Consider the following 16,637-nt stretch of genomic DNA (forward strand, 5'->3'; position numbering starts at 1 on the left):
CTCAGGCTTCTTATTAAATCATAATCTTATTTGCGATCACGAATATGGCTAGTCGCACGTTTACGGCGACGCTCTTGGCTTAAGGTGAGCTTCTCGCCTCGACCTTCAAACGGGTTTGCACCTTCATGGAAACGTAATTGAATTGGTGTACCAACCACTTTCAATGAACGGCGGAAATAATTCATCATATAACGTTTATAAGAATCAGGTAACTTAGACACCTGATTACCGTGTATGACTACGATTGGCGGATTGTAACCACCAGCATGAGCATACTTAAGCTTAACGCGGCGACCATTGACCAATGGTGGCTGATGATCATCTTGAGACATTTGCATAACACGAGTTAGCATCGAAGTGCTCACACGACGTGTTGCACTGTCGTAAGCTTCTTCAATTGACTCATATAAATGGCCAACGCCAGTACCATGAAGTGCTGAAATAAAGTGAATACGAGCAAAATCGATAAAACCTAAACGGCGGTCTAATTCACTTTTTACGCGGTCTTTAATGTTTTGATCAATGCCATCCCACTTATTAACTGCGATCACTAATGCGCGGCCAGCATTCAATGTAAACCCTAATAAACCTAAGTCTTGCTCGGCAATACCTTCATGGGCATCAATGACTAACAATACAACGTTACAATCTTCAACCGCTTTAAGGGTCTTAATAACTGAGAATTTCTCAATGACCTCATGCACTTTACTACGACGACGAACACCTGCAGTATCGATAAGCACATACTCACGACCTTCACGTTCCATCGGAATATAGATACTGTCACGGGTGGTGCCAGGCTCATCATAAACAACAACTCTTTCTTCACCTAAAATACGGTTAATTAGGGTCGATTTACCGACATTGGGTTTACCAATAATCGCTAATTTTATCGGTAAGCTTTGTAAACGGGCTTGTTCAGCTTCGGCTTCTTCTTCGGTATATTCGCGCTCAACGACATCGCCTGTATCTTCTTCAATACGAACAATGCCCATCGCTTCAGCATAAGGCGTTAAGGCATAATCAATCATGTTGGTTACACCACGGCCTTGAGCAGCCGCCATTTGATATACTTGACCTAAGCCAAGCGACCAAAACTCAGCACACTCAGAGTCACCGTCGATACCATCGACTTTATTAGCCACAACAAAAGTGACTTTATCGCGGCTACGTAGATGTTGAGCAATGGCTAAATCCGCAGCCGTTAAGCCAGCTCGAGCATCAGTCATAAACAATACAACATCAGCTTCTTCAATAGCAGCTAATGACTGCTCTGCCATTTTAGTTTCGATCCCCTCTTCTGAGCCATCGATACCGCCGGTATCAACCACAATGAATTCATAGCCAGCTAAAAATGCTCGGCCGTATTTACGGTCACGAGTTAAGCCAGGAAAGTCGGCGACTAATGCATCACGGGTACGTGTTAGACGATTAAATAACGTCGATTTTCCGACATTGGGTCGCCCAACAAGGGCCACTACAGGGATCATGATTTTGCCTCTAAAATACTTCTCAATAAAAAGCCCCTGGAAAGCTTCCAGGGGCTCTAATAGAATATATTATACTCTATTGTCTAGAAATTGCTGCTGCGAAATTATTCGCCAGCGGCAACCTCTTCGTTTGTTGCGACACTGCCGTCACCATTTAAGGTCACGATAGCGAGTGTACCATTGCGAGTTTGCAGATAAATTTTATCATCTACAACCAAAGGTTGACCATATAAGCCACCACTATCGACTTCAACTCGACCAACAACAGTACCGTCTTCACGGCTTAATATATGAAGATAACCTTCAAAATCGCCTACAATTAAGTACTGACCAATAACCGCTGGCGAAGTAAGCTCACGGTTTTTAAGGGTCGAATTACTCCACAGTTCTAGGCCATTACGACGATCAACTGAGTAAATTCGGCTACGGTCATCCACTAAGTACAAACTTAAGCCAGCTTCAGCAAGCTCATTGAAACTTGAATACTTACGTGACCAAACTACTCGACCTGTGCGTAACTCCATTGACACTAAGTTACCGTTATAGCTAATGGCGAATAGATTATCACCCAAAATTAATGGCGTCATATCTACATCAGCCATACGGGTAAACTCATTACCGCCAGTTGGCGTAAAAGTCGCTTGCTCCCAAGCAATTTGACCGCTGTTTTTTACAACAACGGCTATTTTACCGTCGGCAGTACCAACAAAAAAACCACCCGCTTCATATGCTGCTGAACCCGTGCCACGCAAGGTTAGGTTCGGAAGCTGCATGTCATGGCTCCAGATTTTTTCGCCATTATCAACATTAAATGCTTCAAATGCACCTTTACTGCTATTGACTGTCACAATATCTTCAGCAACTGTTGGGGCAGACAATAATTCACCGTTAGCTTGCGCAGACCAAACAACATCACCCGTTGCTTCATCTAGTGCCACTAACATACCAGTCTCACCACCCACAAAAACTTTGTTACGTGCTGCAGTAATACCTGCAGCTAAGCGAATGCCTTTGGTTTTAATGCTAAGTTTTTCTTCAAACTCGTTAGAAAAATCTTTTTTCCACACTCGCTCTAACGTTTTTTGATCATAAGCACTAACATCGCCGTCGCGATCAGCAACAAAAATTTTGCCATAGCGTACAGCAGGGCGCAATTGTGAATAATAGTCTCCTATGCCATCACCAATACTGGTACTCCAACTCACTTCAGGGAATACACTTGCTTGAATTTCGACTAGCTCACTGACGGGTTCTTCTTCAACATCACTTGAAGAACACCCAGTAATAAGGGCCATACCTAACCCAGCGGCAAGGAAATTTTTACACCATAACTTCATTGGGTAAATCCTTATACTTTGTTTAGGTTATCTAACTTCATTGTCAATGTTGGATTAGTTAATGCACCGCCATTATCAATCGCTGTTTGGTAGGCTTGTTTTGCACTGTCTAAATCACCTTGGCGAACCAAAAAGTCACCTTTTAATTCTTCACGTTGTGACTTAAAGGCATCATCTGTGACTGCGTCCAATGTTTTTAAGGCCGTACCAACATTGTCTTGCTCCGCTTGCAAGCGTGCTAAACGAATAGTGGCCACCATATCAATACCTGATCCTGGCTGAGCAATAATAATGCGTTTATATGCTTCTTCTGCTTTAACAAAATCACCTGACTCAACGGCCACTTTTGCTGTCATTAACTCCAGCAAAGCTTGATAACCTTTTTGATCATGAGCTTTAACGAAGTTTTCTGCACCTTCTAGAAATGATGTTGGGTTAGTCGCATTAACAACTAATTTATCGAAAGATTCTGATGCATCTTCTGATGCAGCCAGTTTCATTTCAGAATAAGTGTTCCAGCCATATAAGCCGCCCAAACCAACTACAGCGCCGACTATAATAGATAAACCATAATCTTTACCGAACTGCTTGATAGCATCTACTTGTTGTTCTTCTGTGCTATAAATTTCCACGCGCACTTCCCCTTTCTAAATCAGTTCTGCAATTTTAGCGACCAGCTCACTGCGGGTAACTAATTGTTGTTCGTTATTGTTTCTTAATGGCTTGATAGCCACTTGATTATTAGTAATTTCATTTTCACCAATAATTAAAGCAAACTGTGCACCGCTTTTATCAGCACGTTTCATCTGCTTTTTAAAGTTACCACCGCCACAATGACTCATGACTTTAAGGCTTGGTAACCCTTGACGCAACTCTTGCGCGACTTTAATCGCTTCAACTAGGCACTTATCACCCATTGCCGTGACATAAATATCAACTTCAGCAGCAATATCGTCATTCAGCTCTAAGGTTTCAAGCAGCAATACAATGCGCTCTAATCCCATCGCAAAACCTACTGCAGGAGTGTCTTTGCCGCCTAACTGGCCAACTAAACCGTCGTATCTGCCCCCCGCTAATACCGTACCCTGTGAACCTAAACTGCTGGTAACCCATTCAAATACGGTGCGGTTGTAATAGTCTAACCCACGTACTAAACGCGGATTAATGGTGTATTGGATACCCACAGCGTCTAAGAGTTCACATAATGTTGAAAAATGTGTTTTTGAGTCTTCACCTAAGTAATCCATCAAGTCTGGCGCATCAGATAATAACGCCTGCACTTGCTGGTCTTTAGAATCAAGCACTCGTAGCGGATTAGTGTACATACGACGCTTGCTGTCTTCATCAAGCACATCTTTATGTTGCTCTAAAAACGCAATTAATGCATCACGATATGCGGCGCGTTCGGCAGGATCACCTAAGGTATTTAATTCTAACGAGACGTGATCTTCAATACCCAGTTGCTGCCATAAGCGTGCAGAAAGCATCAATACTTCAGCATCAATGTCGGCACTGCCAATACCGTAAATTTCAACACCAAACTGGTGAAATTGACGATAACGTCCTTTTTGTGGACGCTCATGACGGAACATAGGCCCCATATACCATAAACGTTGTTCTTGGTTGTAGAGTAAACCGTGTTCATTACCGGCACGGACTGTTGATGCAGTTCCTTCTGGTCGTAATGTTAAACTGTCTCCATTACGGTCTTCAAAGGTGTACATTTCTTTTTCAACAATATCAGTTACTTCACCGATTGAGCGTTTGAAAAGATCGGTACTTTCTACAATGGGAGTACGAATTTCGCTATAACCAAAAGCACTGACTGAAGAGCGAATAATCGACTCTACTTTTTGCCAAACTGGACTTTGGGTGGGTAGAAGATCATTCATACCACGAATTGCTTGGATTTGTTTTGCCACAGATAACTCGTCCATTCTGTTGCTAAGCCAACTGTATCTCAGTTAGCTGATAAAAAATCACCCATACTGGTAACCTTAAGCTAGCCTAAGGTTGAGTACAGGCACAAATTATTCGGTTTTATCGCTAATAGCAATTCGGTTAGCCATTAAACGGGCTTTGGCCCGAATTTTAGCTTCTAAGCCGTCAACAATATTGTTATTGTCAAAACGCTCTTTTTGGCGTTCGCCATCATCATAGTAACCACTTTTATTACTGCCGCCTGTTAAGCCAATATGAGAAACCAGCGCTTCACCAGGTCCATTAACGACACAGCCAATAATGGATACGTCCATTGCAGTGGTAACATCTTCTAGGCGGCGCTCTAATTCATTTACCGTTGCTATCACATCAAACTCTTGACGAGAACAAGATGGGCAGGCAATAAAATTAATACCACGACTACGAATACGCAGCGATTTTAAAATATCAAAGCCAACTTTAATTTCTTCAATAGGATCTGCGGCCAATGAAATACGTATCGTATCGCCAATACCCTCGGCGAGTAACATACCTAAACCTACGGCAGATTTAACCGAACCAGAGCGCAAACCGCCCGCCTCGGTAATACCTAAGTGCAATGGTTGTCTAATTTGCTTCGCCAGTAAACGGTATGACTCTACCGCTAGAAATACATCAGAGGCTTTTACACTGACTTTAAATTGATCAAAATTAAGACGGTCTAAAATATCCACATGACGCATAGCTGATTCAACTAACGCTTCAGGTGTAGGCTCACGGTACTTATCCATTAAATCTTTTTCTAATGAACCACCGTTAACACCTATACGGATCGGAATATTTCTATCGCGCGCGCATTCTACCACACTGCGAATACGGGCTTCATTACCAATATTCCCTGGGTTTATACGTAAACAATCTGCGCCGTATTCAGCCACTTTTAATGCTATTCGATAATCAAAATGAATATCGGCAACTAGGGGCACATTGACTTGCTGTTTAATGAGTTTAAATGCTTCAGCTGAATCCATCGTCGGTACGGAAACGCGTACAATGTCTGCACCCACTTTTTCAAGTGCAAGAATTTGCGCAACAGTCGCGGCGACATCATCGGTTTTAGTATTGGTCATCGACTGCACCGCTATAGGTGCGCCGTCACCAATCGGAACATTTCCAACATAAATGCGTGTTGAAGGTCTGCGGATAATTGGAGATTCGTTATACATGCAATATTGCTCTACTAATTTTTTATCAATTTGGTTTTATCAACTCGGCTATTCAATCTGCGTAAAATTGATTCATCAGAATGTATTAATAAATTGATTTAGCATAATACGGGCACCCAAAAATAACTAAGGCTTAGTTAACGTTAATCGCGCCACGCGACCGTTAGCATACTCAGATAAATCAATATTGCTGCCATCAACGGCTAAAGTCACCGACTGCGGCGCGCCTAAAATCAACTTGAAAGGTGCTTTACCACTAACTTTAACACTATGACCGGCCTTTTTAACGCCATCAACTAACACTTTACCTGTGACATCAACAAGGTTTACCCAGCAATCGGCATTGACATCCATAGTGACAACTGAAGCACTGCTATCAGATACTGTATTATTGTCTACTGTTGTTGATGCTGTTGTTAATGTTGTAGTAGAAGCAACAGGCGTAGAGGCCACTACATCAGTTTGTTGAACTGCACTTAGGTTATCGCGATGAGGTGAACTATTGCTATTAGAAAGGTTGCTATTACTAACAGAGTTATTCACTGGGTTTGCCACATCGACAGCTTGATTATTATCAGTCGCATTTTGAATGAACTCGGTTCCTGCAGAGCCTATTTGTTCAAATTGTTCATTAGCAGGGCTCATTACCTCTACAGTTCCGGTACTGGTATCTCTTTGAGTCGGTACTAATACGCCAGAGTGTGTATTGGCACTTTCAGCTTGCATCTCTTCAACTGTAGGCAAAGCAAAATTTGACTCAGTTAATACATCAGATTTTTGCACCCACCATAAAACTAGCATCGCCAGTAAAATAATCACAATAGCATAGGTGACGAAATTTACTCGGTTATCTCTAGCCTGGCGTGTTGTTTTACGCGAAAAGCTTTGCATAGTTGGCGGGACATATTCCGGTATTTGCTGATCAAGACATTGCTTTATTGCAACAATATCGGCGTCAACAAAACGCGCGTAGTTCTTGATATAACCACGGGCGTAGGTATTAGATGAAATATTAGCAAAATTATCAGCTTCAATATCATTAAGAATTCTAGGACGTAAATGCAGTTGCAATGCGACCGCCTCAACTGTAATCCCTTTTTTCTCACGCGCTGCTTTAAGTATTGCCCCGACGGTGGCAATGTCATTTAATACTGCTGCTACTTCAGTAGTTTCGTCTAATTGTTCTTTTATCATTTAAGCAAGTTTGCTCTATATTCTTTTGCTTGAGAAGATGTTGGAAATTTGGCGATCAAGGTAATACCAAATTTTTTCATGGCGTCAATGTCGCCAATTTCCTGTTCTATTTTTATCCCTAACGCTAAACTTTCTGCAGTTTCATTCGCAACTTGATGATATCTAGATAAAATATTGCGAGCGTCAGCATAGTCGGCATCATCCATGGCCAACTCTGTCAATCCTATTAATGTGTTGCCTCGACGCGGATCATATTTTAACGCCATCTTAAAATACTGTCGCGCTTTTTCTGGGTCGCCATTATTACGGCTACACACACCTAAATTTTCGTAACTTGATGCGACTCGCGTATATTTAGGTGTTTCTATTGCTTCTAACAACATTTTTTCGGCGCGGGCATATTTCTTCTGCTGACATAAGAACACCCCAAAATTATTTTTAGCATCACCGGATGCATCTGTGGCTCTAATTGCATCACCATAGGCGGCTTCAGTGCGCACCAAATCTCCTACAGTTTGATAATAATAAGCCATAGCAACATGAACTTCACTTATCTGTGGCGCATATTCTATCGCTTTATCTAAATTATATTTAGCTTGCTCACTATTGCCACGGCGTAAGTAAGTGAGCCCTAACTGCATACGCTCACGTGCGGCTGAAACTTTATCAATATCTCGCTCTGCAACAGGTATATCTGTTCCAGTATAGGTTCGTTCAGTGACACAGCCACTTAAAGATGCACCTAACAAACCCACTATTGCAATGTACTGTATTCCTTGTTTCATTTTATGGCCTATTTATTGTGCAAAACAAAGAGTTAATCCATTGTGACTGAAATCTGGTTTTGTTGCATTTGTTTTTTTGCTAAACGCTTGGTGCGATCACGGATATCACCGGCAAGTTGACCACATGCAGCATCAATATCATCACCTCGGGTTTTACGTACAATCACGGTCAAACCGTATTCCACAAGGACTTTAGAGAAACGATCAATACGTGAATTAGAAGAACGGCCATAAGGTGACCGGGTAAGGATTAAATGGAATTAAATTTATCTTACAAGGGGTATCTTTCATTAATTTGGCTAATTCGTGCGCTTGATCGGTACTGTCGTTAATATGATCGAGCATGACATATTCAACAGTGACTCGCCCACGGTTAGCATTAGACTTAGCTAAATAACGACGAATGCCGGCTAAGAACTCTTGTAATGGATATTTTTTATTCACTGGAACAAGAACATCCCGTAGCTCATCATTTGGAGCATGAATACTGACCGCTAACGCTACGTCGATTAAGTCACCGAGTTTATCAAGTGCAGGCACAACACCCGATGTTGATAAAGTCACTCGGCGTTTAGACAGGCTAAAACCAAAGTCATCTAACATAATGTCCATTGCAGGAATAACATTAGCCAAGTTCAGTAACGGCTCACCCATGCCCATCATCACTACATTTGAAATAGGACGATCACCGGTATCTTTATGAAAACCTAAAAATTGCGAAACTCGCCACACTTGGCCAACAATTTCAGACACAGTTAAGTTACGGTTAAAGCCTTGCTGCCGGTAGAGCAGAAAGTACATTCAAGCGCACAACCTACTTGAGAGGACACACACAAAGTCGCGCGCCCTTCTTCAGGGATATACACAGTTTCAACTTCTTGCCCCTGACCTACGTCAATAGCAAACTTAATTGTACCATCACTGGATTTTTGAAAACTGGCAATTTCAGGTGCTACAATTTCACATCTAGCAGCAAGCTTAGCTCGCAATGCTTTGTTTATATTGTTCATTTCTTCGAAGTCACTAACACCAAAGTGATAAATCCACTTCATTAATTGATCGGCACGGAACGGTTTTTCACCCATTTCGCTGAACAATGCTCGCAGTCCTTTACGATCAAGATTTAATAAATTGATTTTCTTTTCACTCATTAGCCTAACCTCAAACACCTAAAACCTGTAACAGGGCGGCGAATTATACAGGCCGCGTCACGTTTTAGCCAGTATATCTGGATTTAACAATATGAATATATGATAATAGCCCTTGGCAATATTGCCTGCTATTGGGAAGTTTTCACCACACCTATGTTAACTCTGTTTTTTATTGTATTTATCGCTATTGCGATTTCGTTTTTTTGTAGTGTTTTTGAAGCGGTTCTTTTATCTGTAACCCCGAGTTACATTGCCAACTTAAAAGAATCTAACCCCAAAATTGCCGCTTTGCTTGCTAAGCAAAAAAACAACGTGGAATCTCCTCTCGTGTCAATTTTAACCTTAAATACCATCGCACATACTGCCGGCGCAGCCGCTGCAGGTGCTCAAGCCTCTGTGGTTTTTGGCAGTGAAATGCTTGGGCTATTCTCTGCGGTATTAACATTTTTAATTTTATTTTTATCAGAAATTATTCCTAAAACGTTAGGGGCTAATCATTGGCGTAAACTTGCCCCTACTGTGTCTGTCTGTTTATTTTGGATGGAAAAATTAACCCTTCCCCTGATTTGGATGTCACAGAAAGTAACCAGTCTTTTAGGTAAAGGTGATCAAGGCCAATACATTCGTCAAGAACTCAGTGCTATGACAAAAATGGGTAAAGACAGCGGTGAATTAGGTGAACAAGAATCACAAATTTTAATGCAAATGTTATCCGTAAAAGACATGAGCGTAGCCAACATAATGACACCTAGAACAGTCATTTTTAAACTGCCAACTCACATTAGCCACTCAACATTTATTGACATGCACCTAACCAGTCCTTTCACCCGCATTCCTTTATATGAAGGGGATCGTGATAACGTCATTGGTTATGTTAATCGTAATGATATTTTGCTCTCTGCACGCCAAACACCTGATACGCCAATAGGTGATCTGCTAAAAAGCTTATTAGTTATTCCAGCATCAGTAAAAGTGCTGCCATTGTTTCAAATGATGATAAAACGTAATGCCAAAATGGCATTAGTGGTTGATGAGTATGGTTCAAGTGAAGGCATTGTCACTATTGAAGATATTATCGAAACGTTAATTGGTTTAGAAATTGTCGACTCCAAAGATTTAGCGCCAGACATGCAAGCATTAGCCAGAAAGCTATGGTTACGTCGGATAGAGAGTAAAGGCATAGTGCTGTCAAACGATGCTTAAGCCCATAAATTCATCATCCAAAAACAGGCAAGTAACCTAGAAACCGAACAGAATCACAAAACTAAGCTTACCCTCGCTGAACTTTTCATAGTAGTTATTATATTACTGAGAACACTAACGTTGAGCGAGGTAAATTAGTACCTGCTGATCTAAAAATGCTAGCATGTTGGCAATCAGCTGAGGAAAAAAATGCCAAACTCTTATCGCTTATCTATTGCTCATATTAATGATACCCACTCTAATTTTGAGCCAAGTCAGGTCAAGTTTAATCTGCAACATCAACAACAAGCTTATAGCTTAAAAGTCGATACTGGTGGTTATGCTCGTCTGGGATATCACATTGCACAAGCTCGCAAGCAGGCAAAAGCCAAACAACAGCCTTTCTTATTTCTTCACGGTGGCGACAGCTTTCAAGGCACACTGTATTTTCGTGAGTTTCAAGGCTCAGCCAATGCCCACTTACTCAATTTACTAAAACCCGACGCTATGGTACTTGGTAACCATGAAATTGATGCGGGTAACAGTCCAGTAAAAGCTTTTTTAAATCGCATCGAATTCCCGTTAATGGCGGGTAATATGGACTTAAGCCAAGAAGAAACCCAAAAAGAAGGCGTATTGCGTGGTCATCCACAGTTATTAGATTACGACATAGAGCAAGGCATTGCTAAAACCTTAATTAAGCCTTTCTATGATATGCAGATAGCTATTATCGGGATTACGTTAGATCAAATGCCATTGATTGCACGACCTGATCCTGACACCTTGTTTGTTAACGCCATTGACACCACTAAACGTACCGTTGATGCATTACATCAACAAGGCATAAAACATATCCTAGTATTAAGTCACTTAGGGTTAGATCAAGACCGCGAGCTTGCCAGTAAAGTTGATGGCATTAGTTTAATTATTGGCGGTCATTCACATACCTTACAAGGTGACTTTAGCGCGGTTGGCCTATCTAACCTGCCCTATGGCGAAACCGTTAATAATACCCCAATCTTTCACGCCGGAAAGTATGCCGAAACCATAGGCCTGCTTGAGCTATCTTTGGATAGAGATGGCCGAGTATGTCAATTTAGCGGTGATAACTATTTTATGCTCGGTAACACAGTGGAAGTGAGTCAAGCATCTGATGAAGTGGTACCTGAGGCATTACAACACGTACTAATCAATTCTCTGCGCCAACACCCTAATATGCTTGATGCAACGCAAGATGATGCCATTGATGAGGTTATTCAGTCACAGTATCGTCCAGCTTTAGTGGCATTAGAAAGTCAAATATTGGCACATATTCCCAAAGACTTTATTCATACTCGCCTGCCCAGTAAACATTTCCCTCACGGTAGCGAAATTGCCCCTTGGGTCAGTAGAAGCATGTTTAAAGCCACCCAATTAGTTGAGCCAAAATTAGATTTCGCACTGCATAATGCCGGTGGTGTAAGGCAATCGCTCAGTAAAGGTCAGCTTTCGGTTGCCGATGTATTTGGCCGTATATTGCCATTTGAACTGCCCTTAGTGACTTATCAAATTAAAGGTGAATATATTATTGAGGTATTGGAATCTACCATTAACGCGGCAACAAATAACGGTGTAATGGGCACAGGCGCAGGCAGCTTTCCGTACCCATATGGGATCCGCTATAGCTATGATGGTAAGCAACCTCTAGGTGCCAGAATTACCCTGATTGAAGTGTACCGAAACGAACAATGGCAACTTTTACAGCCGAACGAGCTTTATATCGGGGTATCTAGCTCATATACCGCAACAGGACGTGAAGGCTATGACGCAATCTTAAAAGCTTTGTGGCAACAACCGGTCGAAAGTAAAAATCTACCTGAAGCATTTATTGACTTTGTTTGTCAGTATGGTTACAAAATAGGTCAACAACAAATTGTCAATATTAATTACATTAGCCATAGATAATTTTTGGCTTTGATCACAGACGGCAATTGACTCGCGTGTTTTAATGACGCCAATACTAAAAACAATTAAGGAACATTAATGAAAACAAAATTGATTAAGGCACTTGCCGCTACAATGCTGGTATTAGGTGTGTCATCTGCCTGGGCTCAAGGTGTTATTCATCAGGGTGAAGTTATTGACACTATGAATGGTGGTGGCTATACCTATGTTCAAGTTAAAGAAGCCGACAAAACTTATTGGGCAGCGGGTCCACAAGTTGTAATAGTTAAAGGCGATAATGTTGAAATGTCTGAACAAATGTGGATGAGCGACTTCAAAAGCGCTAGCTTAGACCGCACCTTCGATGAAATTATGTTTGTCGGTCATATTACTAAAAAGTAACCATCAGTTTATGTCTGGTTAATGACATAAATAGCGCTACTTTAATAGTCGGTTAATCTTGACTAAGTTAACTTTAGCTGAGTTAGCCGATGTTTTATAACCCTTTCGAAAAAATACCATGACCCAACTTCAAGTCGTTAGTTTTCTGCCTCGCCATGCAGCTGACATTAGTCATATTTATCATCAGTCAGTGCAAGCCATTAGCCACCCAAGATATAATCAAGCCAAAAAAGATGCTTGGTCGACTGCGCCTCGTTCAGCCAAATATTGGCTGCAGCAATATAAACACAGCAAAGCTTGGGTAATTGAAGGTGCATTAAAAAACGTACTAGGATTTATTGGCCTAGAAACAGCATTCCCAAGCAAAGGGTATATCGATTGTCTTTATGTGCATCCAAGCTGCCAACACCAAGGTTTAGCCTCCCAGTTAATTCAACATGTTCAGCAATGGGCAGCAGCGCAACACTATGCTCAACTCCGCGTTGATGCATCGTATTTATCTAAACCCCTATTTGAGAAAAATGGCTTTGTGTTAATTGAATCAAATTTACGAGTAAAGAAAGGACAAACTTTAGCGACGTTTACCTTAATCAAAGCGTTGTGAGTTTTTATTTAACAGGGGTTGCAGCATACTTTCAAGTCCATTCAATTTCACTTCATACATTAACGCTAACTGTTGACCTAACTTGCCTTCAGGAAACCCTTTAGCGTGAAACCAGACTAAATAAGGCTCAGGTAACTCTAATAACTTTCGCCGGCATACTTACCAAAAGGCATAGTTTGGTTGATCGCTTCCAGTAACTGCTGTTCATTCATAAATCTGCTTTTTACCTCAGTAATTAGACAATCAATTATATTATTTTGACATAAAAAAATAAAAAAATAGCTACATTTGATTATATTAAAACAATAATTCTACTCAAGCACCTTAGTTAAATAAAATCGTTCTTTATAACATATTCTTCAAGCGACTCATTCTATTAACCTTTTAGCAACATTGACGCTAATGACTTAGTAGAGTCATTTTTTTGTTGAACAACAGGATAGCGTCAACAAAACAACATCTAGACAGTTTAGAAAAAGTGTCAAAAATCAGCTAATTGACGCCCCATACCACACAAGACTAAAGTAAAGCCATATCACTCAATTATGAGGGGCAGGTAAATGATTATTCTAATTGGTGGAGAAAAAGGCGGCAGTGGTAAAAGCTGTCTAGCGCAAAATATTGCAGTATTTCTTACTAAAGAAACCAAAGCCAGTGTCATTATGGTCGATTGTGACCCACAGCGAACAACATCAGATTGGATCCAAGCACGTAATAATAATCCGCAACTACCGGCGATTAACTGTGTACAACTTTACGGAAAAATACGTAACGACTTATTAAGTTTAGAGCAACATTATGACTATGTTTTAGTTGATTGCGGCGGCCAAGATAACCTTGCCCTTAGAGCGACAATGTCAGTGGCATCACATGTACTAATGCCACTTAGACCAAAACGACGTGATCTTAAAACCGTCAGCCACATGGATGATATTGTATCAACATGTATGATGATAAACCCTAAAATGCGCGCCGCATTTGTGATCACTCAATGCCCTAATTTACCTAATCAAGCTGGGCGAATTTTAGAAGCTAAAGATGTCTGTCGCACCTATGACATTGACGTGTTAGAGGCCATCAATTACTGCCGGAACATTTATGATGACAGCGAAGAGTCGGGCTTATCGGTCATTGAAATAGAACCAAATGGTAAAGCTGCTGAAGAAATGCGCGCAATAGCATGTGAATTACTGCAAGCAGAAAATGCTGCACAAATAATGGAACAGCGCTTATCGCCTAACAATGTCACTTCACTGAGGGGGAATTATGGCACTGGCCGATCTCAAGAAAAACGCCTCGTCATGTAAATCGAGTTTTAACAGGCAAATGTCGATTGAAGAATTTATCGACACCGCCAACCTATATGCATTAGGGCAAACACATGAGTTTACTCAATCTAATAATGTGGTCGACTTTCTGCAGTGCCGTGATAACAAACGCGCTATTACCGCGCTTAGCATCCCCACTGAGCCAGTCAATTTAGCCAGTAAGCAGCCTTTTAGGCGAGCCACATTCACCTTAAGTGAACAGGCGATTAGCCAATTGGCGCAGTGTAGTCAGGCGAGTCAGATAGCCAAATCAAAATTAATCCGGCACTTAATTGCCGAACACAATTTATTATCCGATGAAGATAAGCAACATATTTATCAAAAACTTGCATTAGAAACTCAGCTTAACTCTATTCCTACATAGACATTACAACGGTATTTATTTATCCCCTCCCTTTTTACTGGCAACATTAATTGTTTGCCAGTTTTTTTTTATCTGCTTGAAAATTGACTCACTTTACCCCATCTCTTAATTATCATCTAAATTAGAGCCTGATCATGATTGCCATTATAATTGTCTCCATTATTGCTATTACAGCAATAGGTTGGATAACCAGTGCCTCATTTAGACGAGAGCGTCATCGCCAACAAGTTTGTCAGCAAGCCTTCCCTAAACCTTGGCGGATTATATTGCGGCATCGATTTCCGTATTTTAAAAGTATGCCAACTGATTTACAGTTACAGCTTAAAAAACATATTCAAATTTTTATAGATGAAAAACAATTTATTGGCTGTGACGGACTGGTCATTACCGATGAGATAAAAGTCACCGTTGCTGCACAAGCTTGTTTACTATTACTGAATCGTAAAACGGACTACTACCCTAACCTCAAACAGATTTTAATTTACCCACACGCTTTTATCGTAGAACAGCAAAAAGTCGATTTTGCCGGTGTAACCTCACAACACAGAAGTGTGCTACTAGGTGAGTCATGGGGAAACGGCAAAGTCATTCTGTCATGGCAAAACACCCTCAATGGCGCAGCTGACCCATATGATGGTGAAAATGTGGTGATTCATGAATTTGCTCATCAACTCGATCAAGAAAATGGTCCAGCTAATGGCGCCCCTGCATTACGACAAATTAACGATTATGCTCATTGGTCATCCACGCTAGGTAAAGAATTTAATCAGTTACAGTATTGCGCGTCACAGAAAATACCGTCATTATTCAATTACTATGGTGCGACCAATCCCGCAGAGTTTTTTGCGGTAATAAGCGAAACCTTTTTTGAAAAACCAAAACAGTTCTTTCAACAGCATCCTAAATTGTATAATGAGTTAAGTCAGTTTTATCAATTAGACCCAATACATTGGCACTAAAAATATAATGTACTCACAACTCACTCTTTTTAGCCAAAATACTGAAAATCTTTTTATAGAAAATAACAATAACAATAACAACACAATATTCGTTTAATCAGCAGGGATAACCATGCAATCAATTATTCATAAACTGGGCTTTATCGCAGTATTACTCACCACAGTGAGTGCATTTGATATTAACGCTAATTCGTTACAACAACTCGACAGTGAAACCACTGCTGAACAAGCAAATAAAGCGGTAATAAAGAAAGATAACCAACACACTCTCGCAAGTCAGCTAAGCAGTGATGAAACACAAGCTGTTATCACTAACCTAAACCAAGTTGACCAAACATTAGATAGCCAAGGGTTAACAGAAGAAGACAGCCATAAGGTTAATGCCTTACTCAACCAGTTAAATGAAAGTGCAATGTCGGCTGACTGGGAAAACTATTTTAGCTTATATCATCCAGATGCTATTTTTATTGGCACTGATGCCAATGAGCGTTGGAATATGGTGCAATTTAAGCAATATGCTACGCCCTCTAAAGGCTGGCGTTATGATCTGCAAGCTCGTCATTTACTTCAAATTGGCGATGTTATTGTATTTGATGAGCAGCTTTATAGCTCTTCATACGGCATTAGCCGTGGCACTGGTGCGCTAATTAATACTGAACAAGGTTGGAAGATAGCGCAATATCATTTAAGTTTTCCAATTCCAAATGATAAAGCCAAACGTATTACATCGTTAATTAAACAATAATACGACGAGTATTGTTCTTTACATACC

The 16,637-nt window shown here is 40.8% G+C and carries 15 protein-coding genes and 2 pseudogenes; 8 read left to right on the plus strand and 9 right to left on the minus strand.

Annotation, left to right across the window (positions count from 1 at the left end; all coding sequences use genetic code 11):
- Window positions 1-26: 26 nt before the first annotated feature.
- The 8 genes and pseudogenes from der to L0B17_RS14810 all read right to left on the minus strand — a co-directional run bounded on the left by der (window position 27) and on the right by L0B17_RS14810 (window position 9,103).
- Window positions 27-1,490, minus strand: a complete 1,464-nt coding sequence (der, locus tag L0B17_RS14775) for a ribosome biogenesis GTPase Der (RefSeq protein WP_235085835.1) — start codon at window positions 1,488-1,490, stop codon at window positions 27-29.
- A gap of 104 nt (window positions 1,491-1,594) precedes the next feature.
- The gene (gene bamB / locus L0B17_RS14780) at window positions 1,595-2,827 is read right to left on the minus strand and encodes an outer membrane protein assembly factor BamB (protein ID WP_235085837.1); all 1,233 of its coding nucleotides are present in this window, start codon (window positions 2,825-2,827) and stop codon (window positions 1,595-1,597) included.
- Between the two features lie 11 nt (window positions 2,828-2,838).
- Entirely contained in the window at window positions 2,839-3,459 is a 621-nt protein-coding gene (locus tag L0B17_RS14785) for a tetratricopeptide repeat protein (RefSeq protein WP_235085839.1), read from the minus strand.
- Window positions 3,460-3,474: 15 nt separating this feature from the next.
- A complete protein-coding gene (hisS, locus tag L0B17_RS14790; RefSeq protein WP_235085841.1) occupies window positions 3,475-4,749 on the minus strand; it encodes a histidine--tRNA ligase in 1,275 nt (424 codons plus the stop codon).
- Between the two features lie 108 nt (window positions 4,750-4,857).
- On the minus strand, window positions 4,858-5,973 hold the full coding sequence (gene ispG / locus L0B17_RS14795; RefSeq protein WP_235085843.1) for a flavodoxin-dependent (E)-4-hydroxy-3-methylbut-2-enyl-diphosphate synthase: 1,116 nt from the start codon (window positions 5,971-5,973) through the stop codon (window positions 4,858-4,860).
- A gap of 126 nt (window positions 5,974-6,099) precedes the next feature.
- Window positions 6,100-7,167 carry a RodZ domain-containing protein gene (locus L0B17_RS14800; protein WP_235085844.1) on the minus strand — a complete coding sequence of 356 codons (1,068 nt, stop codon included), beginning with the start codon at window positions 7,165-7,167 and terminating at the stop codon, window positions 6,100-6,102.
- Window positions 7,164-7,952: a type IV pilus biogenesis/stability protein PilW gene (pilW, locus tag L0B17_RS14805; RefSeq protein WP_235085846.1), complete on the minus strand. Its 789-nt coding sequence runs from the start codon at window positions 7,950-7,952 to the stop codon at window positions 7,164-7,166. The genes L0B17_RS14800 and pilW overlap by 4 nt, the downstream gene beginning before the upstream one ends.
- Before the next feature lie 32 nt (window positions 7,953-7,984).
- Window positions 7,985-9,103 (minus strand): annotated as a pseudogene (locus tag L0B17_RS14810) (bifunctional tRNA (adenosine(37)-C2)-methyltransferase TrmG/ribosomal RNA large subunit methyltransferase RlmN).
- 153 nt (window positions 9,104-9,256) lie between these two features.
- Between L0B17_RS14810 and L0B17_RS14815 the strand changes: the two are divergent.
- From L0B17_RS14815 to L0B17_RS14830, 4 genes are all read left to right on the plus strand, one after another.
- Window positions 9,257-10,306 (plus strand): CNNM domain-containing protein, encoded by a 1,050-nt coding sequence (locus L0B17_RS14815; protein WP_235089852.1) that lies wholly within the window; start codon window positions 9,257-9,259, stop codon window positions 10,304-10,306.
- Window positions 10,307-10,495: 189 nt separating this feature from the next.
- Window positions 10,496-12,229, plus strand: a complete 1,734-nt coding sequence (locus L0B17_RS14820; protein ID WP_235085848.1) for a bifunctional metallophosphatase/5'-nucleotidase — start codon at window positions 10,496-10,498, stop codon at window positions 12,227-12,229.
- A 78-nt stretch (window positions 12,230-12,307) separates the two neighbouring features.
- Window positions 12,308-12,610 (plus strand): NrfJ, encoded by a 303-nt coding sequence (locus L0B17_RS14825; RefSeq protein ID WP_235085849.1) that lies wholly within the window; start codon window positions 12,308-12,310, stop codon window positions 12,608-12,610.
- 118 nt (window positions 12,611-12,728) lie between these two features.
- Window positions 12,729-13,214 carry a GNAT family N-acetyltransferase gene (locus L0B17_RS14830; RefSeq protein ID WP_235085851.1) on the plus strand — a complete coding sequence of 162 codons (486 nt, stop codon included), beginning with the start codon at window positions 12,729-12,731 and terminating at the stop codon, window positions 13,212-13,214.
- On the opposite strand, the pseudogene L0B17_RS14835 reads toward L0B17_RS14830, so the two are convergent.
- A pseudogene (locus tag L0B17_RS14835) lies at window positions 13,197-13,426 on the minus strand (DUF3820 family protein). The gene L0B17_RS14830 and the pseudogene L0B17_RS14835 overlap by 18 nt on opposite strands.
- 348 nt (window positions 13,427-13,774) lie before the next feature.
- Between L0B17_RS14835 and L0B17_RS14840 the strand changes: the two are divergent.
- The 4 genes from L0B17_RS14840 to L0B17_RS14855 all read left to right on the plus strand — a co-directional run bounded on the left by L0B17_RS14840 (window position 13,775) and on the right by L0B17_RS14855 (window position 16,610).
- Window positions 13,775-14,521 carry an AAA family ATPase gene (locus tag L0B17_RS14840; RefSeq protein WP_235085852.1) on the plus strand — a complete coding sequence of 249 codons (747 nt, stop codon included), beginning with the start codon at window positions 13,775-13,777 and terminating at the stop codon, window positions 14,519-14,521.
- 19 nt (window positions 14,522-14,540) lie between these two features.
- Window positions 14,541-14,906 carry a CopG family transcriptional regulator gene (locus L0B17_RS14845; RefSeq protein ID WP_235085854.1) on the plus strand — a complete coding sequence of 122 codons (366 nt, stop codon included), beginning with the start codon at window positions 14,541-14,543 and terminating at the stop codon, window positions 14,904-14,906.
- Between the two features lie 134 nt (window positions 14,907-15,040).
- Window positions 15,041-15,865 carry a zinc-dependent peptidase gene (locus L0B17_RS14850; protein WP_235085855.1) on the plus strand — a complete coding sequence of 275 codons (825 nt, stop codon included), beginning with the start codon at window positions 15,041-15,043 and terminating at the stop codon, window positions 15,863-15,865.
- 112 nt (window positions 15,866-15,977) lie between these two features.
- The gene (locus tag L0B17_RS14855) at window positions 15,978-16,610 is read left to right on the plus strand and encodes a nuclear transport factor 2 family protein (RefSeq protein WP_235085857.1); all 633 of its coding nucleotides are present in this window, start codon (window positions 15,978-15,980) and stop codon (window positions 16,608-16,610) included.
- Window positions 16,611-16,637: the final 27 nt, after the last annotated feature.

It is taken from the genome of Shewanella sp. OMA3-2 (assembly GCF_021513195.1).
In the GTDB taxonomy this organism is placed as follows: Bacteria; Pseudomonadota; Gammaproteobacteria; order Enterobacterales; family Shewanellaceae; genus Shewanella.